At 63.0% G+C, this 20183-nt stretch carries 23 protein-coding genes; 14 read left to right on the top strand and 9 right to left on the bottom strand.

Features of this window, described 5'->3' with window-relative positions:
* Positions 1-2 precede the first annotated feature (2 nt).
* Both ACP8KU_RS07130 and ACP8KU_RS07125 read right to left on the bottom strand, forming a co-directional pair.
* Positions 3-539 carry a ribonuclease FAU-1 family protein gene (locus ACP8KU_RS07130; protein WP_484483523.1) on the bottom strand — a complete coding sequence of 179 codons (537 nt, stop codon included), beginning with the start codon at positions 537-539 and terminating at the stop codon, positions 3-5.
* The gene (locus ACP8KU_RS07125; RefSeq protein ID WP_484483522.1) at positions 539-1267 is read right to left on the bottom strand and encodes an Rv1157c family protein; all 729 of its coding nucleotides are present in this window, start codon (positions 1265-1267) and stop codon (positions 539-541) included. Before ACP8KU_RS07125 ends, ACP8KU_RS07130 begins: the two co-directional genes overlap by 1 nt.
* Before the next feature lie 271 nt (positions 1268-1538).
* On the opposite strand from ACP8KU_RS07125, the gene typA reads away from it, so the two are divergent.
* Entirely contained in the window at positions 1539-3449 is a 1911-nt protein-coding gene (typA, locus tag ACP8KU_RS07120; protein WP_005280085.1) for a translational GTPase TypA, read from the top strand.
* Between the two features lie 9 nt (positions 3450-3458).
* On the opposite strand, the gene ACP8KU_RS07115 is transcribed toward typA, so the two are convergent.
* The gene (locus tag ACP8KU_RS07115) at positions 3459-4115 is read right to left on the bottom strand and encodes a GOLPH3/VPS74 family protein (RefSeq protein ID WP_284631211.1); all 657 of its coding nucleotides are present in this window, start codon (positions 4113-4115) and stop codon (positions 3459-3461) included.
* Between the two features lie 89 nt (positions 4116-4204).
* On the opposite strand from ACP8KU_RS07115, the gene ACP8KU_RS07110 reads away from it, so the two are divergent.
* From ACP8KU_RS07110 to ACP8KU_RS07080, 7 genes are read left to right on the top strand one after another with little or no spacing between them, the layout of a single operon-like run.
* On the top strand, positions 4205-5824 hold the full coding sequence (locus tag ACP8KU_RS07110; protein ID WP_484483521.1) for an ABC transporter family substrate-binding protein: 1620 nt from the start codon (positions 4205-4207) through the stop codon (positions 5822-5824).
* Positions 5814-6683, top strand: a complete 870-nt coding sequence (locus ACP8KU_RS07105) for a PIG-L family deacetylase (protein WP_484483520.1) — start codon at positions 5814-5816, stop codon at positions 6681-6683. Before ACP8KU_RS07110 ends, ACP8KU_RS07105 begins: the two co-directional genes overlap by 11 nt.
* The gene (locus ACP8KU_RS07100) at positions 6683-7060 is read left to right on the top strand and encodes a hypothetical protein (protein WP_005280091.1); all 378 of its coding nucleotides are present in this window, start codon (positions 6683-6685) and stop codon (positions 7058-7060) included. The genes ACP8KU_RS07105 and ACP8KU_RS07100 overlap by 1 nt, the downstream gene beginning before the upstream one ends.
* 55 nt (positions 7061-7115) lie before the next feature.
* Complete coding sequence (fdxA, locus tag ACP8KU_RS07095; RefSeq protein ID WP_023017724.1) at positions 7116-7439, top strand: ferredoxin; 324 nt, start codon at positions 7116-7118, stop codon at positions 7437-7439.
* 3 nt (positions 7440-7442) lie between these two features.
* Complete coding sequence (dapC, locus tag ACP8KU_RS07090) at positions 7443-8531, top strand: succinyldiaminopimelate transaminase (protein WP_484483519.1); 1089 nt, start codon at positions 7443-7445, stop codon at positions 8529-8531.
* 52 nt (positions 8532-8583) lie between these two features.
* Positions 8584-9372, top strand: coding sequence for a pseudouridine synthase (locus ACP8KU_RS07085; RefSeq protein ID WP_484484162.1), 789 nt, complete (start codon positions 8584-8586; stop codon positions 9370-9372).
* 29 nt (positions 9373-9401) lie between these two features.
* Positions 9402-9962: a GtrA family protein gene (locus ACP8KU_RS07080; protein WP_005280100.1), complete on the top strand. Its 561-nt coding sequence runs from the start codon at positions 9402-9404 to the stop codon at positions 9960-9962.
* A gap of 422 nt (positions 9963-10384) precedes the next feature.
* Here the strand turns inward: ACP8KU_RS07080 and ACP8KU_RS07075 are convergent, their stop codons facing one another.
* The 6 genes from ACP8KU_RS07075 to ACP8KU_RS07050 all read right to left on the bottom strand — a co-directional run bounded on the left by ACP8KU_RS07075 (position 10385) and on the right by ACP8KU_RS07050 (position 16205).
* Positions 10385-10864 carry a transcriptional regulator gene (locus ACP8KU_RS07075; RefSeq protein WP_484483518.1) on the bottom strand — a complete coding sequence of 160 codons (480 nt, stop codon included), beginning with the start codon at positions 10862-10864 and terminating at the stop codon, positions 10385-10387.
* Positions 10857-11066, bottom strand: a complete 210-nt coding sequence (locus ACP8KU_RS07070) for a helix-turn-helix transcriptional regulator (protein WP_023017728.1) — start codon at positions 11064-11066, stop codon at positions 10857-10859. Before ACP8KU_RS07070 ends, ACP8KU_RS07075 begins: the two co-directional genes overlap by 8 nt.
* Before the next feature lie 65 nt (positions 11067-11131).
* The gene (locus ACP8KU_RS07065; protein ID WP_484483517.1) at positions 11132-11977 is read right to left on the bottom strand and encodes a DUF559 domain-containing protein; all 846 of its coding nucleotides are present in this window, start codon (positions 11975-11977) and stop codon (positions 11132-11134) included.
* A gap of 447 nt (positions 11978-12424) precedes the next feature.
* On the bottom strand, positions 12425-13756 hold the full coding sequence (locus ACP8KU_RS07060) for an amino acid permease (protein WP_484484161.1): 1332 nt from the start codon (positions 13754-13756) through the stop codon (positions 12425-12427).
* 101 nt (positions 13757-13857) lie between these two features.
* Entirely contained in the window at positions 13858-14829 is a 972-nt protein-coding gene (gene dapD, locus ACP8KU_RS07055; RefSeq protein WP_484483516.1) for a 2,3,4,5-tetrahydropyridine-2,6-dicarboxylate N-succinyltransferase, read from the bottom strand.
* Positions 14830-14846: 17 nt separating this feature from the next.
* Entirely contained in the window at positions 14847-16205 is a 1359-nt protein-coding gene (locus ACP8KU_RS07050; RefSeq protein WP_484483515.1) for an amino acid permease, read from the bottom strand.
* 88 nt (positions 16206-16293) lie between these two features.
* Between ACP8KU_RS07050 and dapE the strand changes: the two genes are divergently transcribed.
* Genes dapE through ACP8KU_RS07020 form a run of 6 tightly spaced genes read left to right on the top strand, consistent with a single transcriptional unit; the run spans position 16294 to position 20183 of the window.
* A complete protein-coding gene (gene dapE / locus ACP8KU_RS07045; protein ID WP_484483514.1) occupies positions 16294-17382 on the top strand; it encodes a succinyl-diaminopimelate desuccinylase in 1089 nt (362 codons plus the stop codon).
* Positions 17383-17384: 2 nt separating this feature from the next.
* Positions 17385-18149 (top strand): LOG family protein, encoded by a 765-nt coding sequence (locus ACP8KU_RS07040; RefSeq protein ID WP_005280109.1) that lies wholly within the window; start codon positions 17385-17387, stop codon positions 18147-18149.
* Between the two features lie 14 nt (positions 18150-18163).
* The gene (gene folP, locus ACP8KU_RS07035) at positions 18164-18976 is read left to right on the top strand and encodes a dihydropteroate synthase (protein WP_484484160.1); all 813 of its coding nucleotides are present in this window, start codon (positions 18164-18166) and stop codon (positions 18974-18976) included.
* Positions 18973-19695, top strand: coding sequence for a glucosyl-3-phosphoglycerate synthase (locus ACP8KU_RS07030; RefSeq protein WP_484483513.1), 723 nt, complete (start codon positions 18973-18975; stop codon positions 19693-19695). The genes folP and ACP8KU_RS07030 overlap by 4 nt, the downstream gene beginning before the upstream one ends.
* A gap of 3 nt (positions 19696-19698) precedes the next feature.
* Positions 19699-20004 carry a DivIVA domain-containing protein gene (locus ACP8KU_RS07025; RefSeq protein WP_484483512.1) on the top strand — a complete coding sequence of 102 codons (306 nt, stop codon included), beginning with the start codon at positions 19699-19701 and terminating at the stop codon, positions 20002-20004.
* An 11-nt stretch (positions 20005-20015) separates the two neighbouring features.
* Positions 20016-20183 (top strand): DUF3117 domain-containing protein, encoded by a 168-nt coding sequence (locus tag ACP8KU_RS07020; RefSeq protein ID WP_005280113.1) that lies wholly within the window; start codon positions 20016-20018, stop codon positions 20181-20183.

Here is a 20183-nt window from a genome sequence, read left to right as displayed (position 1 = left end):
GCTTATCCTTCGGGGGCTAAAGTTACGTTGTCTGACCAAGACAAGTCTATGCCGTGGTGGGCAAGCCAGGCCATTGCATCGTCGCCGTGGCGGGTAATTCCCTCGACCGCGTTCAGGGTGGTATCGATGGCGAGCTCGGCGTCCTCGGCGGAAATGAGGCCCGCAGACGTCGCCGCGGAGAGCTCGTCGATGTCGAGGACGGTGATGGGCTCGCCGGTGGTAGTCACCAGGTCAACGTAGAGATCGCGGGTGGTCCACTCGTTGCCGTGGCGCTGGATTTCGGCGACGTCGATATAAAAGTCCTGCTCTACCTCAACGCCGGGGCGGAAGTGGAAGATATTCGCGCGCAGGTTGAGGCTTGGCAGCAGCCAGGATTCGAGGTAGCCAAAGCGCGGGTGATCGGCGCCGCGGGCCATGTACAGGCCAAACTCGGTTTCGGTGTAGGTATCGACCTTGCGAAGGTAGCCCTTGGGATCGGTATTGGTAAAATCCGCGGTATTAAAGGTCTCGCGCTTGACTGGGTGGAGATCGACGGCCATTACTTCACCTCCAGGAAGGCGGCGGTGGGGGCGAAATCGCAGCGCGCCTCGGTGGTATTAACGGAGCCGGAAAGCAGCGCGATGACCAGGCCCTTGCCCGTGTGTGCGGTGCCGGAGAGCGTCGTGGGCCCATCCTGGTTGATGCCGTTATTGTGCAGCGGGGTAATACCGCTTTGCAGGGTATTGATATTGAACCACTGCACGTGCATGCCGCCTTGATCCGGTGCTGCCGGTGGGGTGCCCAGGGCGGTAAAGAGGAAGGCGGTCTCGCTCTCGCCGGCACCGGGGGCGGGAATCTCCGTGGGGCCGGGGACCGCGATGGCAGAGCCGGTGGCGGCGTTGGTGCCGCCGATGCAGTGCGCGGAGACGGTGGGCCAGTAGAACTGCCGGAAGTGCGGGTTATCGCCCTGTGGTAAGGCGACGCCGCCATCGCCGTCGCCGTTGCCGGCAAAGAAGGCCAGGCCTGACAGGATTGCATTGCGGGCCTCTTCGGGGATCCACGGCTGTGCGGCAAAGGCGCGCACGCGGTCCTGGGTCTCCGGGGTGGGGCGGCCGAGCTCATCTAAGGGGCTGGCGGGCAAGTGCTGCTGGGCCAGTGAGGAGAGGTCCGGGGCGAAGGCCTGCGCGGGCGCAACCAGGGGAGAGGCAAGGCCAATTAGTGCGGCGGTGGCAGCGGCGATATAGCCGGTGCGCCCGCTTAGGCGCCAAGAGGTTCGGGCGTGGCTCACGGTATCAGGTCCTTGTTATCTCGCGGAGGGAAAGCAATACAGCCCCATTAATCACATCAGTAACAATAATAACTCTAGTAACGATAGTGATCCGCTGGGAAGTGTCAAGTACTAGGTCGTTTCCGGCGCGCGAGACGTTACGGGGTGGCATAGGTCGCGTCTTGGCTCCCCGATGCTGCACTATGCCCTGTTAGGGGGTATCGTAGGACGTCGTTCAAGAACATTTCTCGCGCACCAGCGCTTGTAGATCCTCCGAAGGAGAACCCAACTAGTGAGTAATACCGAGTTCCGTAATGTTGCCATTGTCGCGCACGTTGACCATGGCAAGACCACGTTGGTCAACGGCATGCTGGAGCAGTCCGGTGCCTTTGGCGAACACGGTGAGCACACGGACCGCGTCATGGACTCCAACGATCAGGAGCGCGAGCGCGGCATTACCATTTTGGCCAAGAACACGGCCATCCGCCGCCAGGGTCTGGGCAAGGACGGCGCAGACCTCATCATCAACGTCATCGACACCCCGGGCCACGCCGACTTCGGCGGCGAGGTCGAGCGCGGCATTTCCATGGTGGACGGAGTCGTGCTGCTTGTCGATGCCTCTGAGGGTCCCCTCCCACAGACCCGCTTCGTCCTGACCAAGGCGCTCGAGGCCAAGCTGCCGGTTATCGTCTGCGTGAACAAGACCGACCGCCCCGATGCCCGCATCGACGAGGTTGTTACCGAGTCTCAGGACCTGCTGCTGGAAATCGCCGCCGGCCTCGAGGATGAGGAGGCCGCAGCCGCCGCCGAAGAGCTGCTAGATCTCCCGGTCCTGTACGCCTCTGGCCGCGCCGGCGTTGCCTCCACCGAGAACCCGGGCGATGGCAACGTCCCCGATAGCGAGGACCTGCAGGCGCTTTTCGATGTCATCTACAACGTCCTGCCCGAGCCTTCCGCTACCGTCGATGCCCCGCTGCAGGCGCACGTGACCAACCTGGACGCCTCCGACTTCCTCGGCCGTATCGCGCTGCTGCGTATCTACGCCGGCCGCATCAAGAAGGGCCAGCAGGTGGCTTGGATCCACTACGACGATGAGGGCAACCAGCACACCAAGACCGTCAAGGTCGCCGAGCTGCTGCGCACCGTCGGCTTCGAGCGCCAGCCGGCCGAAGAGGCCATCGCCGGCGATATCGTCGCCATCTCTGGTATCTCCGATGTCATGATTGGTGACACCATCGCCGATCCAGAAAACCCCGAGGCCCTGCCGCGCATCACCGTTGATGAGCCGGCCATCTCCATGACCATCGGCGTCAACACCTCGCCGATGGCAGGCCGCGGCGGCGGCACCAAGCTGACCGCCCGCATGGTCAAGGCCCGCTTGGAGCAGGAGCTTATCGGTAACGTCTCCCTGCGCGTGCTGCCCACCGAGCGCCCCGATACCTGGGAGGTTCAGGGCCGCGGCGAGATGGCTCTGTCCGTGCTCATCGAGTCCATGCGTCGCGAGGGCTTCGAGCTGACCATCGGTAAGCCGCAGGTTGTGACCCAGCAGATCGATGGCAAGACCTACGAGCCTTATGAGATCCTCACCATCGACTCCCCGTCGGAGCACCAGGGTGCCATCACCCAGCTGCTGGCCTCCCGCAAGGGCCAGATGCAGTCCATGGACGTGCGCGAGGGTGACTGGGTGCGCATGATCTTCCGCGTTCCCGCCCGCGGCCTTATCGGTTTCCGCACCCAGTTCATGACCGAGACCCGCGGTGCCGGCATCGCCAACTCCATTTCCGATGGCCTCGATGTCTGGGCCGGCGAGATCAAGTCCCGCGCCACCGGCTCCTTGGTGGCTGACCGCACCGGCCAGATCACCCAGTACGCACTGATGCAGCTGGCTGACCGCGGCAACTTCTTCGTCGAGCCAGGCGCCGAGGCCTACGAAGGCATGGTCGTGGGTGCCAATAACCGCGATGAGGATATTGACATCAATATCACCAAGGAAAAGAAGCTGACCAATATGCGCTCTGCCACCGCAGACGCCACGGTCACCCTGGCCAAGGCCCACACGCTCTCTCTGGAAGAGGCGCTGGAATTCTGTGGCAATGACGAGTGCGTCGAGGTCGCCCCAGACGTGCTGCGCGTGCGCAAGCTGGAGCTTTCCGCCACCGACCGCAAGCGCGCCGCTTCCCGCGCTAAGCAGATGAAGAAGTAACCTGCCGACCTAAGTAGTGCCGGCGGTTGATACCGCAACCGCCGCGATAATCGCCGTCGTCTCCTGCAAAATGGTTTTTACCGCAGAGGCGGCGGCATCGTCGTATTCCACCTGTTGTTTTAATTCTTTGATGCGGTTGCGCATCTCCCGGCGTTTCATTTCGGGCGCATCCTCCTTGAGCAGGGGATAGGCCCCATTAATTTCGCGGAGAATATCCAAGATAATCACGTCCTTGGCGCTAGGGGCTTTAGTCCCGTCAAGCACCGCCGCGAGCCTCTCGCGCACTTCATTTTCTAGCGCCGTGTCCGTCATGATGTAGCGGTCGCCGCTCAACTGCCACCACGCGGCATCCTCAATTTCCAATTGGCCGCGGTCCTGAAAATCCTGGGCAATCTTCTCGCGCGGGGAGAACCACCCCGCCTGCAGCAGCGTTTTGACCGAGCTTATCCGGTGCTCGTGCAGGCTATCCCACGCCCAGGCAAGCACCGGGTGCTCTGGCTTTTTATCCGTGGCGTGCACCTTATTCTTTGCAGTTATGTCAACTGCGTCGTGCAGAAGCAAATCGCTAAAAAGTCCGGCGCGCAGGGCGGTCTCGTTATTAGATAGCACTTCCTTTTTACCATTGTCCTTGGTAAGCAGTAGGAACATTTCTTGGCAGATAAGCATGGTGGGGCAATCCCTTCAACGGTGATTTTGGCCGAGTTTAGCGCAAAGGATCTTCGTGTGGCGGCGAGAAGGTACTAAAGTAGTCCGCGATGAAAAATAGTCTCAAGGCCCGTGCACTTGCGGCCACTGCCGCCATCGGCCTCGCGTTTGTCAGCGGGTGTTCGGCCAATCCTGGCCCACCGCCGGTGGTAGAAGACTCGGACGAACAGGAATCTACCGCCCAAGAAACGGAATCAACCCCAGCAACGACAGACGATGAGCCGCCGCGTGCGGAGGAAGATAAGTCGCGGCCTACCATTTCCATCGGCGTCGATCCCCTGCGTGCTGGACTCAACCCACACCTGGTGGCCAATAATTCCGAGCTCGTGGATCAGATCGCCGAGCTGGTCTTGCCCTCAACGTTCCACTGGGGCCGCATGGATACAGACGTCCTAGAATCCGCCGCGGAGGTCACCGCGCCGGAGGGCGTGGCCCAGCGGGTGCGCTACGTCATTGCCTCTCCCGCGCAGTGGTCCGATGGCACCCCAATTTCCGGGGCGGATTTCAGCTACTTGTGGAAGAAGATGACCGCGACCGCAGGAGTCAAGGACCCGGCGGGGTACCGCGCCATTTCCGCGGTGACCACCTCCGATGGCGGGCGCGTGGTCACGGTGGATTTTGCAGAGCGGGTTAAAGATTGGAAGCAGCTATTCAACCAGCTCCTGCCCTCGCACCTGCTGCAAAATTCTGATTTTGATTCGGCGCTGGCCAATGACATCCCAGCCTCGGCCGGCCGCTTCTCGGTCGATAGCGTGGACCGCAGCCGCGGGGTCATCACCCTCAACCGCAATGACCGCTTCTGGGGTGCCGATCCCGCCCACATCGACGTCGTCCAGCTGCGCGAGGTGCGCGATAGCACCCAGGCGCTGAATATGCTGCGCTCCGGCCAGATTGGCTTCGCGGACTTCACCCCGGATCAGACCTCGCAGGAAGCGCTCGGCTTGCTGGGGCACGTGAGCGACAAGACGGTTACCCGGCCGCGCCAGCTGCGCTTGCACATGTCCACCGAGCAAGGAGCCTTGGAGGACGCCGCCGCGCGGCGCGGTCTGGCCTCGCTTATCGATACCGGGCAGGTCGCCCGTCTCGCCACCGGCCGCGCCTCCAACCTGAAGGCCGGGCATAACCCGGTCTCCGGCGAGGCGAACCTGACCGCCCTGCGCGAGCGCGCCAGCAAGAAACCCATCCGCTTCGCCGTCGATCCGACCAGCCCCACGGCTTTGGCTGCGGCAAATACGCTTTACGATATCCTCGAGGCTCACGGCATCCCCGCCGAGGTCACCACCGATAGGCTTACCACCATTACCTCTAAGCTGCTGCCGGAAGGCAAGGTGGATGCGGTCGTGACCTGGGAGGATATCACCTTAACCTCGCTGTCGGCCGCGAATATCTTCAATTGCGCCGAAGACGAACCGCTCGCCGGGGATCTCTCCGGGTTCTGCCCCGACAACGCTGCTGAGACGCGCATGGACATCCTCTCTGGAAAGATAAGCCCCTCGACCGCGCTGGGGCGAATCCGCGAGATCAACGCCCAGGACGTGTTATACGTCCCGCTCTTAGATGAAACGCGTGTGCACGCGCTGGGGGAGGGTATTGTAGGCCCCGGCCAAAGTATTGATGATTGGGATAAAGGTCTGGTCACCGCGCCGGTTTGGAGGATAGATGAGGACTAAGGACTTGGTGGGCTACCGCGTTGTTGCAGTGCACGCGCACCCCGATGATGAAACGCTTTTTACCGGCGGCAGCCTCGCCACTCTGGCCGCGCGCGGGGCGCAGGTCACGGTCATCACCCTTACCCTTGGCGAGGACGGCGAGGTCATCGGCGCGCCCTATCAAGGTCTTGCCGAGCACCATCAGCTCGGCGGCTTCCGCGCCCGCGAATTGGCCTGCGCCCTCACTGCCTTAGGCGTAGAGGGCATACAGCTGGGTGGATTCGGCCACTTCCACGATTCTGGCATGGTGGGATCTCCCTCTCACGACAGCCCCCGCGCGCTGGTCAATCGCCTGGATGAGGCGGCAGATTTGCTCCGCGCGGAATTAGAGGTGCTCCAGCCGCACGCCATCCTGACCTATGGGCCGGATGGCGGCTATAACCACCCGGACCACGTGGCGGTGCATAGGGTGGTGGAAAAGGCGGCATCGGCAAGCACGCGCATTTGGTGGGCGATCTTTGACCGCGACGCCAATTACGCCGGCCTGGACACCCTCGATGCGCCCGCGGGCTGGCGCAAACCCGATGCCGCGTACCTGGATAATTTCACCACCGCCGGCGCGGATCTGACCTTCGCGCTTGACGATGCCGCCCTGCACGCCAAACGCGCCGCCATGCGCGCCCACGCCACCCAAATCTGGCTGGCCGATGGCAGCACCTCCGCCACCAACCCCGAGGCCGCCGTGGCCGCCGTCCACGACCCCGCCGCGGTGCCCGGGGCCTACTGCCTGTCCAATAGATTGCTCATGCCGTTGCTGCGTGCCGAATACTTCCAACTCGGCAGGGGCGAGCCCACACGCGACCTCCTAGGGGATCTGTAATGCGCACTGATTTTAGCCGCGGCGAGCAGGTTACCGGGCTTATCTGGCTCTCCCTCGGCGCTCTGCTATCGCTATTTCTGGAGGTCATTTACCTCACTGCCCGGATTCCGCTGGCTGATGGCGCGAGCATCGCGTTTCCCATCACCATCCTCATCGCTGCCGCATTCAATGTGGTGTTAACCCGCACCGCGCGGCTGTGGAGTGATAGTACTTACATCGCGGCCATCCCGCTCATCGTCTGGGGCCTGGGCTTTTTCGGGCTTATGCTGCTGGTTCCGATTACCGGCGATGTCATAGTGGGCAATAATATTCTCAGCTTGCTCCTGCTTTTGGCTGGGATTGGCGGCGGCGTTTGGCCTTTCCTAAAGCAGAAGTGACATACTATATTTCATCCCCCAACCCCATGAAATCAGGAAGATTCAAGGATTCTCCATGACTTATACAATCGCTCAACCTTGCGTTGATGTAATGGACCGCGGCTGTGTTGAGGAATGCCCCGTCGATTGCATTTACGAAGGCAAGCGCATGCTCTACATCCACCCAGATGAGTGCGTGGATTGCGGCGCCTGCGAGCCCGCATGCCCGGTAGAAGCCATCTTCTACGAGGACGACGTTCCCGATGAGTGGATCGATTACAACGATGCCAACGCAGCATTCTTCGATGACTTGGGCTCACCCGGTGGAGCGGCAGCCCTTGGCCCGCAAGATTTCGATGCGTCAATGGTAGCCGCGCTGCCCCCACAGAATCAGGAGTAATTCATGGCCCGCACACCGCTAGGACAATCGCTTCCGGATTTCCCCTGGAACTCGCTGGCTGGCGCCAAGAAGAAGGCCCAGGCGTACCCAGATGGAATCGTTGACCTTTCGGTGGGCAACCCCGTAGATCCGGTCGCCCCCGGCGTGCAGCTGGCGCTGTCCTCTGCCGCCGAGGCCCCCGGCTACCCGCAAACGCAGGGCACTTCCGAGCTGCGCGAAGCCATCGCCTCCGCTCTCCGCCGCCGCTACCACATGGACGTGGACCGCGTCCTGCCCGTGGTGGGCACGAAGGAGGCCATCGCGTGGTTGCCCACCCTGCTGGGCATGCGCGGCGAGACCGTCGCCTTCCCCTCGGTGGCCTATCCCACCTACGAGGTCGGCGCCCTCCTCGCTGGGGCCACCCCGCTGCGCGCCGACGACGACTTCCAGGATGCCTCCCTGGTATTCATTAATTCCCCATCCAACCCTACTGGCCGAGTCGCTGGGGTAGAGGAGCTGCGCCGCATCGTGGCCTGGGCCCGCTCGACGGGCGCCATCATCGCCTCCGACGAGTGCTATATGGGCTTGGGCTGGAACGACGACAACCCGCCGGTATCCATCCTGGATCCCCGCGTGACCGACGGCGATAATACCGGGCTTATCGCCATGCATTCGCTGTCTAAGTCCGCGAATATGGCCTCCTACCGCGCCGGATTCTTCGCCGGCGATAACGATCTCATCGCTGAGCTCTTGGAGCTACGCAAGCACGCCGGCCTCATCGTGCCAGGCCCGATTCAGGCGGCCATGGTTGCCGCGCTTGACGATGACCCCACCGAAGCCCTCCAACGCCAGCGCTACGCCGCGCGCCGCGCCGAATTGATGCAGGCGCTCATCAAGGCGGGCTTTACCATTGACCACTCGGACGCCGGCCTGTACCTCTGGGCCACCCGCGGCGAAGACTGCCGCGAGACCATCGACTGGTTGGCTTCTTTGGGCATCCTCGCTGCCCCCGGTGATTTCTACGGTCCCTCGGGCGCACAACACGTGCGCATTGGCTTAAACGGCACCGACGAGCGGGTGCGCGCCGCCGTCGAACGCCTCGCCAGTGCCTAACTCACCTCGCGCGTTTCGCCCGCCTGCGCGGGAGGGGATTTCTCCCCGCAAGGTGGTCTTGCGCGATCGCGTTCCTTTAGAAGGCGAGTACTGGGCCGCCCGTGCCGGGGACTCGCCCTTTCCGGAGGGGACCCTCCTTCCCGCGGGTGCGGTTCTTTCGCGCCCCATCCCCGTGTGGCACCATCCCGTCGTCCCGCCGGAGGATCCGATCCCCTTTGGCTACACCGTCGTCCACGCGGATGAAGACATCATCGTTGCCGATAAACCGCACTTTCTTCCCACCACCACGAATGGTCGCTTGCAGCGCGAGACCCTGCAAACCCGGCTGCGCGTGGACTTCGGCGAAGACGAAATTGTGCCGCTTCACCGCCTCGACCGCCTCACCGCAGGTCTTGTCATCTGCTCGCGCAATCCCGCGACCCGCGCGGCCTACCAGCGCATCTTCCTGGAGGGGAGGGCGGTGAAGAGGTATAGGGGCATCGTCAAGCAGCCGCTTTTCTGCGATGAGGAAATCCAGCTGCCCATGCACAAGCCGCGGGGCAGCAGGCAGGTGCTCGTGGCTGACAATGGCACGCCGACTTCGACGTATGTGCGCGCTGCGGGGCGGGAGGTGACCATGTGGCCGCGGACCGGGCATACGCACCAGCTCCGGGTGCTGCTGAACCACCTTGGGAGCCCGCTCATTGGCGATGACACCTATCCCACGCCGCGTCCGCTCGACCTCTACGATTTCTCGCGCCCGCTTTCCTTGCTGCACGAAACTATATCTTTTATAGATCCTTTATCACATTCGGAGCGTCAGTTTTTCAGTTCGCGGGGCTTAGGAACTACAATCAGGTAATTACTAACTTCCGGCAAGAAAGGCGGCCCATGGCAGACCTCAGCGTTGCGCGCTTTGCGTCCAATTTTGGGCAATTCCTTAAGTTCGGTCTTGTCGGCGGCTCGGGAACCGCGGTCAACCTCTTCGTGTATTTTCTCGCGCAGAAACTCTTTGGCGCGGCGGATATCTTTGCCGAGGATCCCTTCATGAACCTCTTCGGCTCTGCATTCCACATCCGCTGGTACCACGTCTTTGCCACCATCTCCTTCCTCGTGGCCAATACCTGGAACTACCAGCTCAACCGCATGTGGACCTTCCGGACCGTGTCCAAAGTGTCCTGGATTCGCGGTTTCTTCCCGTTCCTTTTGGCGGGAATCGGGGCGTTTATCGTCAGTCAGGTCATCCTGACGCTGCTCATGAACCCCAATTCGCCCGTGGGGCTGCCCACCGATGTCTTCGATAACTCCACCGGATTGCGCACCAAGTCCTATTGGGCGCAGGCCATTTCCATCGTGGTGGCGATGCCCATCAACTTCATCATCAACAAGCTCTGGACGTTCCGCTCCAAGCCCAATAAGCCCGTCGTCGTCGACGAGGTCGCGCCGGTTTAACTACCCGCCCTTCGCCGCCGGCCACGGCCCTGCCGCCCGCACAACCCCAGCCGCCCTTCGCGCTCACCAGCGTGGGCTGCTGGGGTCTTTTTGTACCCGCCGGTGAGCGGCAAGGGCGGGGAGGGGCATCGCCAAGCGAGTGCGTGCAGGGCACTCATCCCTTCGCGCTCACGGGAAGGTGGTCGTCGTGCGCAGCGCTCGCCCCCGGTGAGCGGCACGGGAGGCCTCGCCCTTCGCGCTCACCGGCAACAGTTGACGGCGGTGAAACCTACTCCCTGTGAGCGGCAAGGGCGGGGAGGCCGGGCGCCGTTGTCGCTGGGACCCCTTCGCGCTCACGGGGAGTAGTAAACGAACGCCACCCGCCGTCCGCGGTGAGCGCGAAGGGCGGGTGGTGGAGTGCGTGATGGCGGTGGGAGTGAGCATTAGTCCTCGAGCTCGGCGTCGAGGCGGGATTGATCGCGGCGGTTTTGCTTACGTCGGAGTGTGGGGGAGAGGAGGACGGCCGTGATGGCACCTACGGTGGCGCCGATGAGGTAGGAGGCAGCGGGGGCATCGGAAAGCGCGTAGGCGTGGTAGGCGATGCCGGCGAAGCAGAGGAACATCGGGATGAGGTAGAGGGCGGTCAAAGTCCAGTTGGAGCGGACCGTTGGGGTGGCGATGTGCCTGCGCAGCCAGGCGGCGCTGAGGGACGTGCCGGCGATGGAGGGGACGATGGCGAGGAGGGCGAGGAGGCTGAGGTGGCCGGGGAGGGACCACGCGAGGATGGCGGCGACGATGAGCTCGAGGAATGTGATTGGGGTCAGGGTGATGGCGGAGGCCTTGGTGAGGATGTCGCGCTCGAACTCGTCGGTGGAGGCGCGCTCAATGTGGTTGAGAGACATGTTGGCGATGGCGTTAATCATGTTGTTCAGCTCCAAAGATTTCTTCGACTGTTTTGTTTAGTTCGTGGCAGATGTCCAGTGCGAGGTGTACGGACGGGGAGTAGTTGCCACGTTCGATATTTGCGATAGTTTGCCGGGAGACGCCGACGCGCTCTGCTAGTTCGCCTTGCGACCATTCGCGCCAGCGCCGCCACTTGCGGACCATGTTGGGTTGTCCGGCCACATCATCACCTCTCTTGTCGTGTTTACATGACCTAATGTAAATCAAACTTGACATTATGGCAAGGGCTAGACGCACAGATGCCAGCGCCAATATGGCTGGGTGGCGGACATGGGAAGCTGTGGCTTGCGGCCTTTGAGCAGGTCACGGGTGGCTTTGATAAGCAGGATGACTTGGTCAAGGTGGTGCGTGACGTCATCGGCAGTAAAGCGCAGGACCGTGTACCCGTGTGCGGTTGCGGCGTTCTGTTTGGAACGGTCGGCCTGGAACGCGATGCTGTGGCTGTGGTAGGTCCAACCATCGATTTCCACGATGAGCTTGCCCATCAGTAGGTCGAAGCGGTAGCCACACACTAGGGCGTTGTGAACAGGGATAATGCCTTCTGCGCGCAGCGCGCGGCTGACTTTCCGCTCCGGCGGGCTATCCGCGCCGATGGCGGAGCGCCGAATCGTCTCCTTCAACGCGCGCGGTGTCCGGCCCATTCGTTTGCGGTCCCGGTCCAGCCGGCCGGGCCCCTTTTCACCGCGGTAAAACTCTTCCAGCAGCGGGCCACAGGCCCTAGCAATCTTGCGAGCAGCCCACAGAACCTGCACCACCGGCAGCCCTTTGACCAGGCTCGTTGCCTTGAGGCGAGAATGCGAAACCCGGAAATTCTTACCCCGCAGCGTGCGCGGGCCCTCCGCCTCCAGCGGAAACGTCAGCGGCCGGTCGAGGTGAATTTCTTGCGCGGTCTTCCCCGTAAAATGAATGCGGCTCAGCCCATGCACCAGGGCCTTCGCCACCGCCAGCGGCGACCACTCGTCGGTATAAATTCCCCGGTGCACGCGGTGCAGCTTGCCCGCGCGCACCCGCCGCCGAATCGCGTCCTTGCCTAGTCCCTGCTCGCGCAACTGCGCGGTTGTCCATGCCCCCATGGCTTCAACTTAAAAAGGGGCCGCCTCCTCGTCCAGACGGGGTCCGACAGCCTGTGGATAACCCGCCTATTTTGAGGTTTCGCGCTCCCTTCTCGGCGCTGCCCTGTGGATAACTCCCTCCACTCCTCCCTCGACGCCCCCCTTCGCGCTCACCGGCGGCCACTTGGGTGCGCTGGAACGTCCCCTGGTGAGCGCGAGAGGCGAGTGTGGTCCCAGCCCGCCCTTTGTGCTCACGCCCACGCTTTCCGATGCCCATTTCCTCCTCCCCGTGACCGCGAGGGGCGGCCCCACACCCGTCGCGCTCACTGGGAGGTGAAAACGCAGCACCCCGCCCAGCGCTGGTGAGCGCGAAGGGCGGGGCGTCAGGTGCTGAGGGTTGGGTGGCAGGCGCGGTGAGCTGGATGTGAGGCGGTGTAGGGCGTGAGGGCTGGAGGCAGGAAGCGGCCGCTAGGTCAGAGGAAGCGTGGAGGTCGGGTCGATGCCGCGAGCCTTGGAATTGAGCACGCCCGCGATGGCGAGCACCGCGAACATGGCGGCGGCGGAGAGGAGTTGGGTGCGGGCGGTGGCATCGGTAAGCATGAGCACCGCGATGGCCGCGAAGAGGCCGAGGGCGAACCAGGTGAGATAGGGGAAGGCCCACATGCGGATGGGGAGGGGATGCAGGGCCTCGAGTTGGCGGCGCAGGCGCAGCTGGCTGACGGCAATGAAGACCCAGACGATGAGTAGGGAGGCGCCGGCGGCGTTGAGCATGAAGGTGAGCAACCAGCCGGTATCGGCGTAATTGAGGACGACCATGAGCGCGGACAGTGCGACGGACAAGGCGATGGCGGTCGTGGGCACGCCTTCGGTATTGGTGGCGGCGAAGATGCGCGGGGCCTCGCCGCGGGAGGCGAGCGAGTGCATCATGCGGGAGGAGGCGAAGATTTGCGCGTTGAAGGCGGATAGCAGCGCGAGGACGATGATGACCTCCATGATGCCGGCGGCACCGGGAATGCCGGCGCGGTCGAGGACCATGGTAAATGGCGATTCGGCGGCGGTGGAGGCGGCGTCCAGGCTGGAATAGGGAAGCAGGAACGTGATGACGAGCACGGAGCCCAAGTAGAACACGGAGATGCGCAGGATGGTGGAGCGCACGGCGTTGACCAGGGATTTCTCGGGATCCTCGGATTCGGCGGAGGCGATGGCGACGACCTCGATGCCGCCGAAGGCGAAGGCTACGGCGAGCAGGCCGGCGGCGACGCCGCCGAGGCCGTTGGGCATGAAGCCATCGGCAAGGAAGACGGATGTGCCCACGAAGGTGTGGCCTGGTAGGAGGCCGAAGATGAGGAGGACGCCGATGATGAGGAAGGCGATGATGACGACGACCTTGATGAGCGCGAACCAGTACTCGAATTCGCCGAAGTTGCGCACGCGCAGCAAGTTGACGAGGCCGAAGACGGCGACGCAGATGGCGGCGGGGATCCAAGGCGGGACGTCGAACCACGAGCCGATGAAGCCCGCGGCGCCGGTGATTTCGGCGCCGAGGACGGCGACGGTGGCGCACCAGTAGATCCACCCTTGGGTAAAGCCCGCCCAGCGGCCGATGCCGTGTTCGGCGTATTCGGAAAAGGAGCCGGAGGCGGGGATGACCGTTCCCATTTCCCCAAGCATTTGCATCACGAGGATGGCGAGGAAGCCGGCGATCGCGTAGGCGATGATCACCGCTGGGCCGGCGGCGGAAATGCCGACGCCCGTGCCGAGGAAGAGACCGGCGCCAATGGTGGAGCCAAGCCCCATCATGGTCAGGTGGCGGACCTTCAGGCCAGAACCAAGGGTAGAAGAGTTATCAGACACTTCTCCATGGTATTTCTCGGCCGCAGGGCACCGGAATTGGGGTGGCGTTAATTCTTGTGGAGGTCCTCGTTCAGCGCGACGGCCTCGGCATTCCACTCCACGGCCTCGACGGCACCGGAGACGGAATTGCGGCGCAGCAGTAGGCCGGAGGCACCGGAGAGTTGGGAGCCCTTGACGGCCTCGCCATTGCCGACGCCCAGAGCCTCAGCCACCTTGCCAAAGACGGCGACCTTGGTGCCGGCGGTGACGTAGAGGCCGGCTTCGACAACGGCGTCATCGCCAAGCGAAATGCCAATACCCGAGTTAGCGCCGAGCAGGCAGCGCTCGCCGATGGAAATAACTTCCTTGCCGCCGCCGGACAGGGTGCCCATGATGGAGGCGCCGCCGCCGATATCGGAGCCATCGCCCACGACGACGCCCGCGGAAATGCGGCCTTCCACCATGGAGGCGCCCAGGGTGCCGGCGTTGAAGTTGACGAAGCCCTCGTGCATGACCGTGGTGCCCGCTGCCAGGTGGGCGCCCAAGCGGACGCGGTCGGCGTCACCGATGCGCACGCCGGAGGGGACAACGTAGTCCACCATGCGGGGGAACTTATCCACGGAGTAGACCACGACGGGGCCGCGGGAAGCGAGGCGGCCGCGCACCATCTGGAAATCGGAGACGGCGCAGGGGCCGTAGTTGGTCCATACGACGTTATTGAGGTGGCGGAAGATGCCGTCCATGTTGAGGCCGTGCGGCTTTACCTCACGGTGGGAGAGCAGGTGGAGGCGCAGGTAGGCGTCGTAGGTATCGGTGGGGGCCTCGTCGAGGTCAGCGATGGAGGTTTCCACCGCCACGCGGGCCACGCCGCGCTCCTCATCGGGGCCGACGAGGGCGGAGAACTGCTGCGGAGTCTCCTCCAAACGCGTCGTGCCGGTGGTCTCTACTTGCTTATCGGTATGAACTGCTGGGAACCAAACGTCCAAGACGGTGCCGTCGTGGGTAATGGTTGCCAGGCCACGTGCGGATGCAGAAGTCATGGTGGCTAGCTTAGCAATTACTGCCGTACTTGTTCGCGCTTGCCCGCGGGAACCACGAAGGACAAGGCAACGAGCGCGGCAAAGAGGATGATGACGGCGATGACTTGGTTGCGGGCGGAGGGATCAAAGAGCATGAAAATGGTCAGCGCGGCCAGCGCGGCGGCGGTTGCCCAAGGCAACCAGGGGTAGCCGGGCACGCGGATATCCGTAAGCTCGCCGTTCGCTTTCAACTGCGGGTGCAGCTTGAGGAAGGAGGCGACGATAAAGGCCCAGACCACCAAGAGGCAGCCGCCGACGGCGTTGAAGAGGAAGGCCAGCAGTCCCGGCGGGTTCCAGAATTGGAGGCCCACTGAGGCGAAGGCGAAGATCATGGACAAGATGACGGCATTGATGGGGGAGCCGGAGTGGTTGGTCTTGAGGAAGAACTTGGGCGCGCAGTGGTCCTTGGCCATATCAAAGACTAGGCGGGAGGTGGCGTAAATCTGCGCGTTGAAGGCGGACAGGAGGGCCAGCGCGATGATGGCCTCCATGAAGCCTGCGGCGAAAGGAATCTTGGCAGCCTCAAGCACCAGGGTGAAGGGCGAATCGGCGGCGGCATCGGCGTCTTGGATCTGGCTAAACGGCAGGGCCATGGTGATAACCACGATGGAGCCGATGTAGAAGATCATGATGCGCACGATGATGGCGCGCACTGCAGTTGCCACGTTGCGGGCTGGATCCTCGGACTCGGCGGCGGCGATGGTCACCAGCTCGATTCCACCGAAGGCGAAGGCCACGGCCAGCAGGCCCGCGGCGAAGCCGGGCATGCCATTGGGTAGGAAGTTATCGGTGAAGTTGGTTCCAGCGCGGGAGAGATCCATGCCGGGCAGGATGCCCAGTGCCATGAGGATGCCGATGACGAGGAAGGCGATGATGACGGCGACCTTGATGATGGCGAACCAGAACTCGAATTCACCGAAGCCCCGCACGGCGGCTAAGTTCACCACGGCAAAGAAGGCCACCGCGATGAGCGCGGGAATCCACGGGGCAATATCGAACCAGCTGCCGATGATCGCGGCGGCGCCGGTGATTTCGGCACCCATGACCATGATGAGCATGAACCAGTAGATCCAGCCCATCGTAAAGCGCGCCCAGTGGCCGAAGGCCTGGCCGGCATAGGTGGAAAAAGAACCCAGGGAAGGGCGGGCCGCGGCGATTTCCCCGAGCATCCACATGATGAGCGCGATGAGGACGCCGGCGACGGCATAAGAAATGAGCACCGAGGTGCCGGAGATTTGGATTCCCAATCCGACGCCCAAGAAGAGACCGGCACCCACCGCGGAGCCAAGGCCCATCATGGTGAGGTGTCGCGATTTCAATTGTGTGGCTTCGGCCATAATTACCACCTTGTGAGAGGTTATTTTTTACAGTGAAGTGAACATTACACAATGCAACGGACCCAGCGGGGCGCTACCATGGCGGCTTGTGACTTTAGATCTATATGCCGACCCCATTGAAGTGACCAAGGCGCTCGTCGATATCCCGAGCCCCTCCCACCACGAGGAGGCCATCGCGGATGCGGTGGAAGAAGCCCTGCGTGGTCTAGACGTGGAGGTCGCCCGCTTTGGCAATACCGTGTGTGCGCGCACGAACCGCGGGATGGATTCTCGCGTGGTTCTTGCAGGCCACATCGATACCGTTCCATTGGCAGATAACGTACCGCATCGCATGGACACCGCCGAAGATGGCGCCGAGATCATGTTCGGCTGCGGCACTGTGGACATGAAATCCGGCATGGCGGTCTACCTCAACGCCTTTGCTCACCTGCATGAATCGGAAGAGCTCCAGCACGATCTGACCGTCATTGCCTATGAGGGCGAAGAGGTATCTACTGAATTTAATGGGTTGGGCCACTTGCAAAAGGACCACCCCGAGTGGTTGCAGGGCGATTTCGCGCTCCTGGGCGAGCCCTCCGGCGCCATGGTCGAGGCCGGCTGCCAGGGCACGATTCGCCTGCGCGTGACGGCGCATGGCACCCGCGCGCACTCGGCCCGCGCCTGGCTGGGCTCCAACGCCGCACACAAGCTCGCCCCCGTCATGACGCGCATTGCTGACTACGAGCCGCGCGAGGTCACCATCGATGGCTGCACCTACCGCGAGGGCCTGAACATCGTCCACATGGAGGCTGGCGTGGCCACCAATACCCTGCCGGACGAGGCATGGATGTTCGTCAACTTCCGCTTCGCCCCGGATCGCAGCACGGAGGAGGCGCTGGAGTACATGAAGGGGGTCATCGGCAAGCATGAGGACGTCACCATAGAGATCGATGACATCGCCGGTGCCGCCCTGCCTGGCTTGGGGCAGCCTGTGGCACGCGCGCTTGTCGATGCCGTCGGTGGCAACGTCCGCGCCAAGTTCGGCTGGACCGATGTCTCGCGCTTTGCTGAGATGGGCATTCCGGCCGTGAATTTTGGCGCCGGCGATCCGGGCTTTGCGCATAAGAAGGACGAGCAGGTGCCCACGGCGCAAATCACCGAAGTTTCAACCGCTCTGCTTAATTACTTGAAGGGATAAAAATGACCCCTGACCACATGCGTACCCTGCGCGGCCCGCTCTTGCTGCGCAGCGAGGGAGAACAAGGCTCCACCTTTGACCAGCGCCTGCTGGAATCCGGCGCGGACCACGAGTGGCAGCATGCCGATCCGTGGCGCGTGCTGCGCATCCAAGGCGAATTCGTCGCTGGCTTCGATGCGCTTGCCAAGTTGCCCAAGGCAGTGACGGTCTTTGGTTCCGCGCGCACCAAGCCTGAGGATGCGAGCTATCAGATGGCCGAAGAACTCGGCCGCAAGCTCGCCGAGTGCGCCTACGCCGTCATCACCGGTGGTGGCCCCGGCATCATGGAGGCTGCGAATAAGGGCGCGCACGAGGGCGATGGTCTCTCGGTGGGACTCGGCATCGAATTGCCGCACGAGCAAGGCCTCAATAAGTACGTGGACCTCGGCCTGAACTTCCGCTACTTCTTCGCCCGCAAGACCATGTTCTTGAAGTACTCCCAGGCCTTCGTCTGCCTGCCCGGCGGCATGGGCACCATGGATGAATTCTTCGAGGTTCTCTGCATGGTTCAGACGGGTAAGGTCACCAACTATCCCATCGTGCTCATGGGTACCGAGTACTGGTCGGGCCTGCTGGAGTGGATGAAAAATACCCTCGCCGCCGGCGGGTACATCAACGAAGATGACCAAGAGCTTTTCCTGCTTACCGATGACCCCGATGAGGCCGTCGCCCACATCATCGAGCGCCACAAGGTCATGAGCGATAAACGCATTAGGGAGCCGCGTTGAGCCTCGCGCGCGTGATGGCGATAGTCAATCGCACCCCGGATTCCTTTTATGACAAGGGGGCCACCTTTGACATGGACCCCGCCCTTAAGCGCTGCGATGAAGCCATTGCGGCAGGGGCCTCCATCATCGATATTGGCGGAGTCAAGGCTGGGCCGGGCGAGGAGGTGGATAGCGCGGAGGAAATCGACCGCGTCGTGCCCACCATCGCCCGCGTGCACGAGCGGCACCCAGAGGTACTTATTTCCGTAGACACCTGGCGCAGCGAGGTGGCCGAGGCCGCCATCGCCGCCGGGGCCGGGCTGGTCAATGACACGTGGGCCGGCTGGGAGCCGCAGCTTATCGAGGTCGCCGGCCACCACCGCGTGGGCTACGTGTGCTCGCATACCGGCGGGATTACCCCGCGCACCCGCCCACACCGCGTGCACTTCGACGACGTCGTCGCCGATGTCATTGCTGAGACCACCGCCCTGGCAGAAAAGGCCGCGGGGCTCGGCTGCCCGGAAGAACTCACCTTCATCGATCCCACACACGACTTTGGTAAAAACACCTATCACGGCCTAGAACTCCTGCGGCGCATCGACGAGATCGTCGCTACCGGCTGGCCCGTGCTCATGGCGCTTTCCAATAAGGACTTCGTGGGCGAGACCCTCGCGCGCGGGGTAGGAGACCGAGTCGCCGGAACGCTGGCCGCCACGGCCTGGGCCGCAGCGCACGGGGTGGCCGCCTTCCGCGTCCACGAGGTTGCTGAGACGGTCGACGTCATTCGCATGACCGCCGCCATCCAGGGCACGGCCGCACCCCTTGACACCACGCGCGGGCTCGCATGAGCGTTTCCGTCATCATCCCGGCGCTCAATGAGGAATCCACCGTGGCCGGCGTTATCCGCGCCTGCCTTGCCGATGACCCCCTCGAAGTGCTCGTCATCGACGCCGACTCCACCGACTACACCGCCGCAGTGGCGCGCGCCGCCGGTGCCGATGTGCGCAACTGGCGCGATATCCTGCCTGAGCCACCGCGCCCCGGCAAGGGCGAATCCCTCTGGCGCGGGGTCGCCGCCGCGCGCGGGGACATCGTCGTATTCATCGACGCCGACCTAGAATCCGCCGCGCCCGGCATGGTCACAGCGCTCGCGGCACCCTTTGCGGATCCGGGTGTGAACATGGTCAAGGCGCGCTATCGCCGCAGCCTCAACGGCCAACCCACCGGTGGCGGACGCGTGACCGAATTGACCGCAAAGCCGCTCATCCGGCAATTCTTCCCAGAGCTAGCCCACATCGATCAGCCCCTAGGCGGCGAGTACGCGCTTCGCCGCTCTGCCGCGCTAGAGGTGCCCTTCGTGGAGGGCTATGGGGTGGAAGCGGGGCTGCTGGTGGACATCGGCAAGCGCGGCGGGCTGACAGAAGTCGACCTAGGTACCCGAGTCCACCGCAACCGACCGCTTGATGAGCTCGCGCCGATGGCGGATATCGTGGCACGCACGCTGCTTTCGCGCGCTGGGGTGGGAGCGCCGATTGCTCAGCGCCCGCCGCTGCTGGGTAGGATTTAGGCCATGCTGTCCTGGATTGTGCTCATCGTGGTGCTCATTGCGTTCATTGTGATCGGAACGTGGCTGTGGGGTTCGATTTTTGGGCCCGGGACCGTGATGGACCCGCCCGATGAGCCGCAGAAGGTGCTGGAAAATAACCGCTTCGCCGCAGCTCAAGGCCGTTTTGAGGATGTGCAATTCGAGGTCGTCCCGCGCGGGTACCGCCAGGATCAGGTTGATGATCTGCTCGCGCAGCTGGAGCAGGAATTGGAGGCCGCGCGGAAAAGCGGGCAAAAAGGGACTAAGCTGGAAAGAAACGAAGAAAGTTAAGGAGCCCTACTATGGCAGCAATGAAGCCACGTACCACTGGCGGCGAAATGGAAGCGGTGGTGGAATCCCGCAAGATCGTCATGCGCATCCCATCTGACGGCGGCGGGCGCATCGTTATCGAGCTGAACAAAGAAGAGGCCGCGGAGCTCGGTTCTTTGTTAACCGAGGTTTCTAGCTAG

The organism is Corynebacterium sp. LaCa_282 (assembly GCF_057198125.1).
This window is presented reverse-complemented; position numbering and strand designations above follow the sequence as displayed.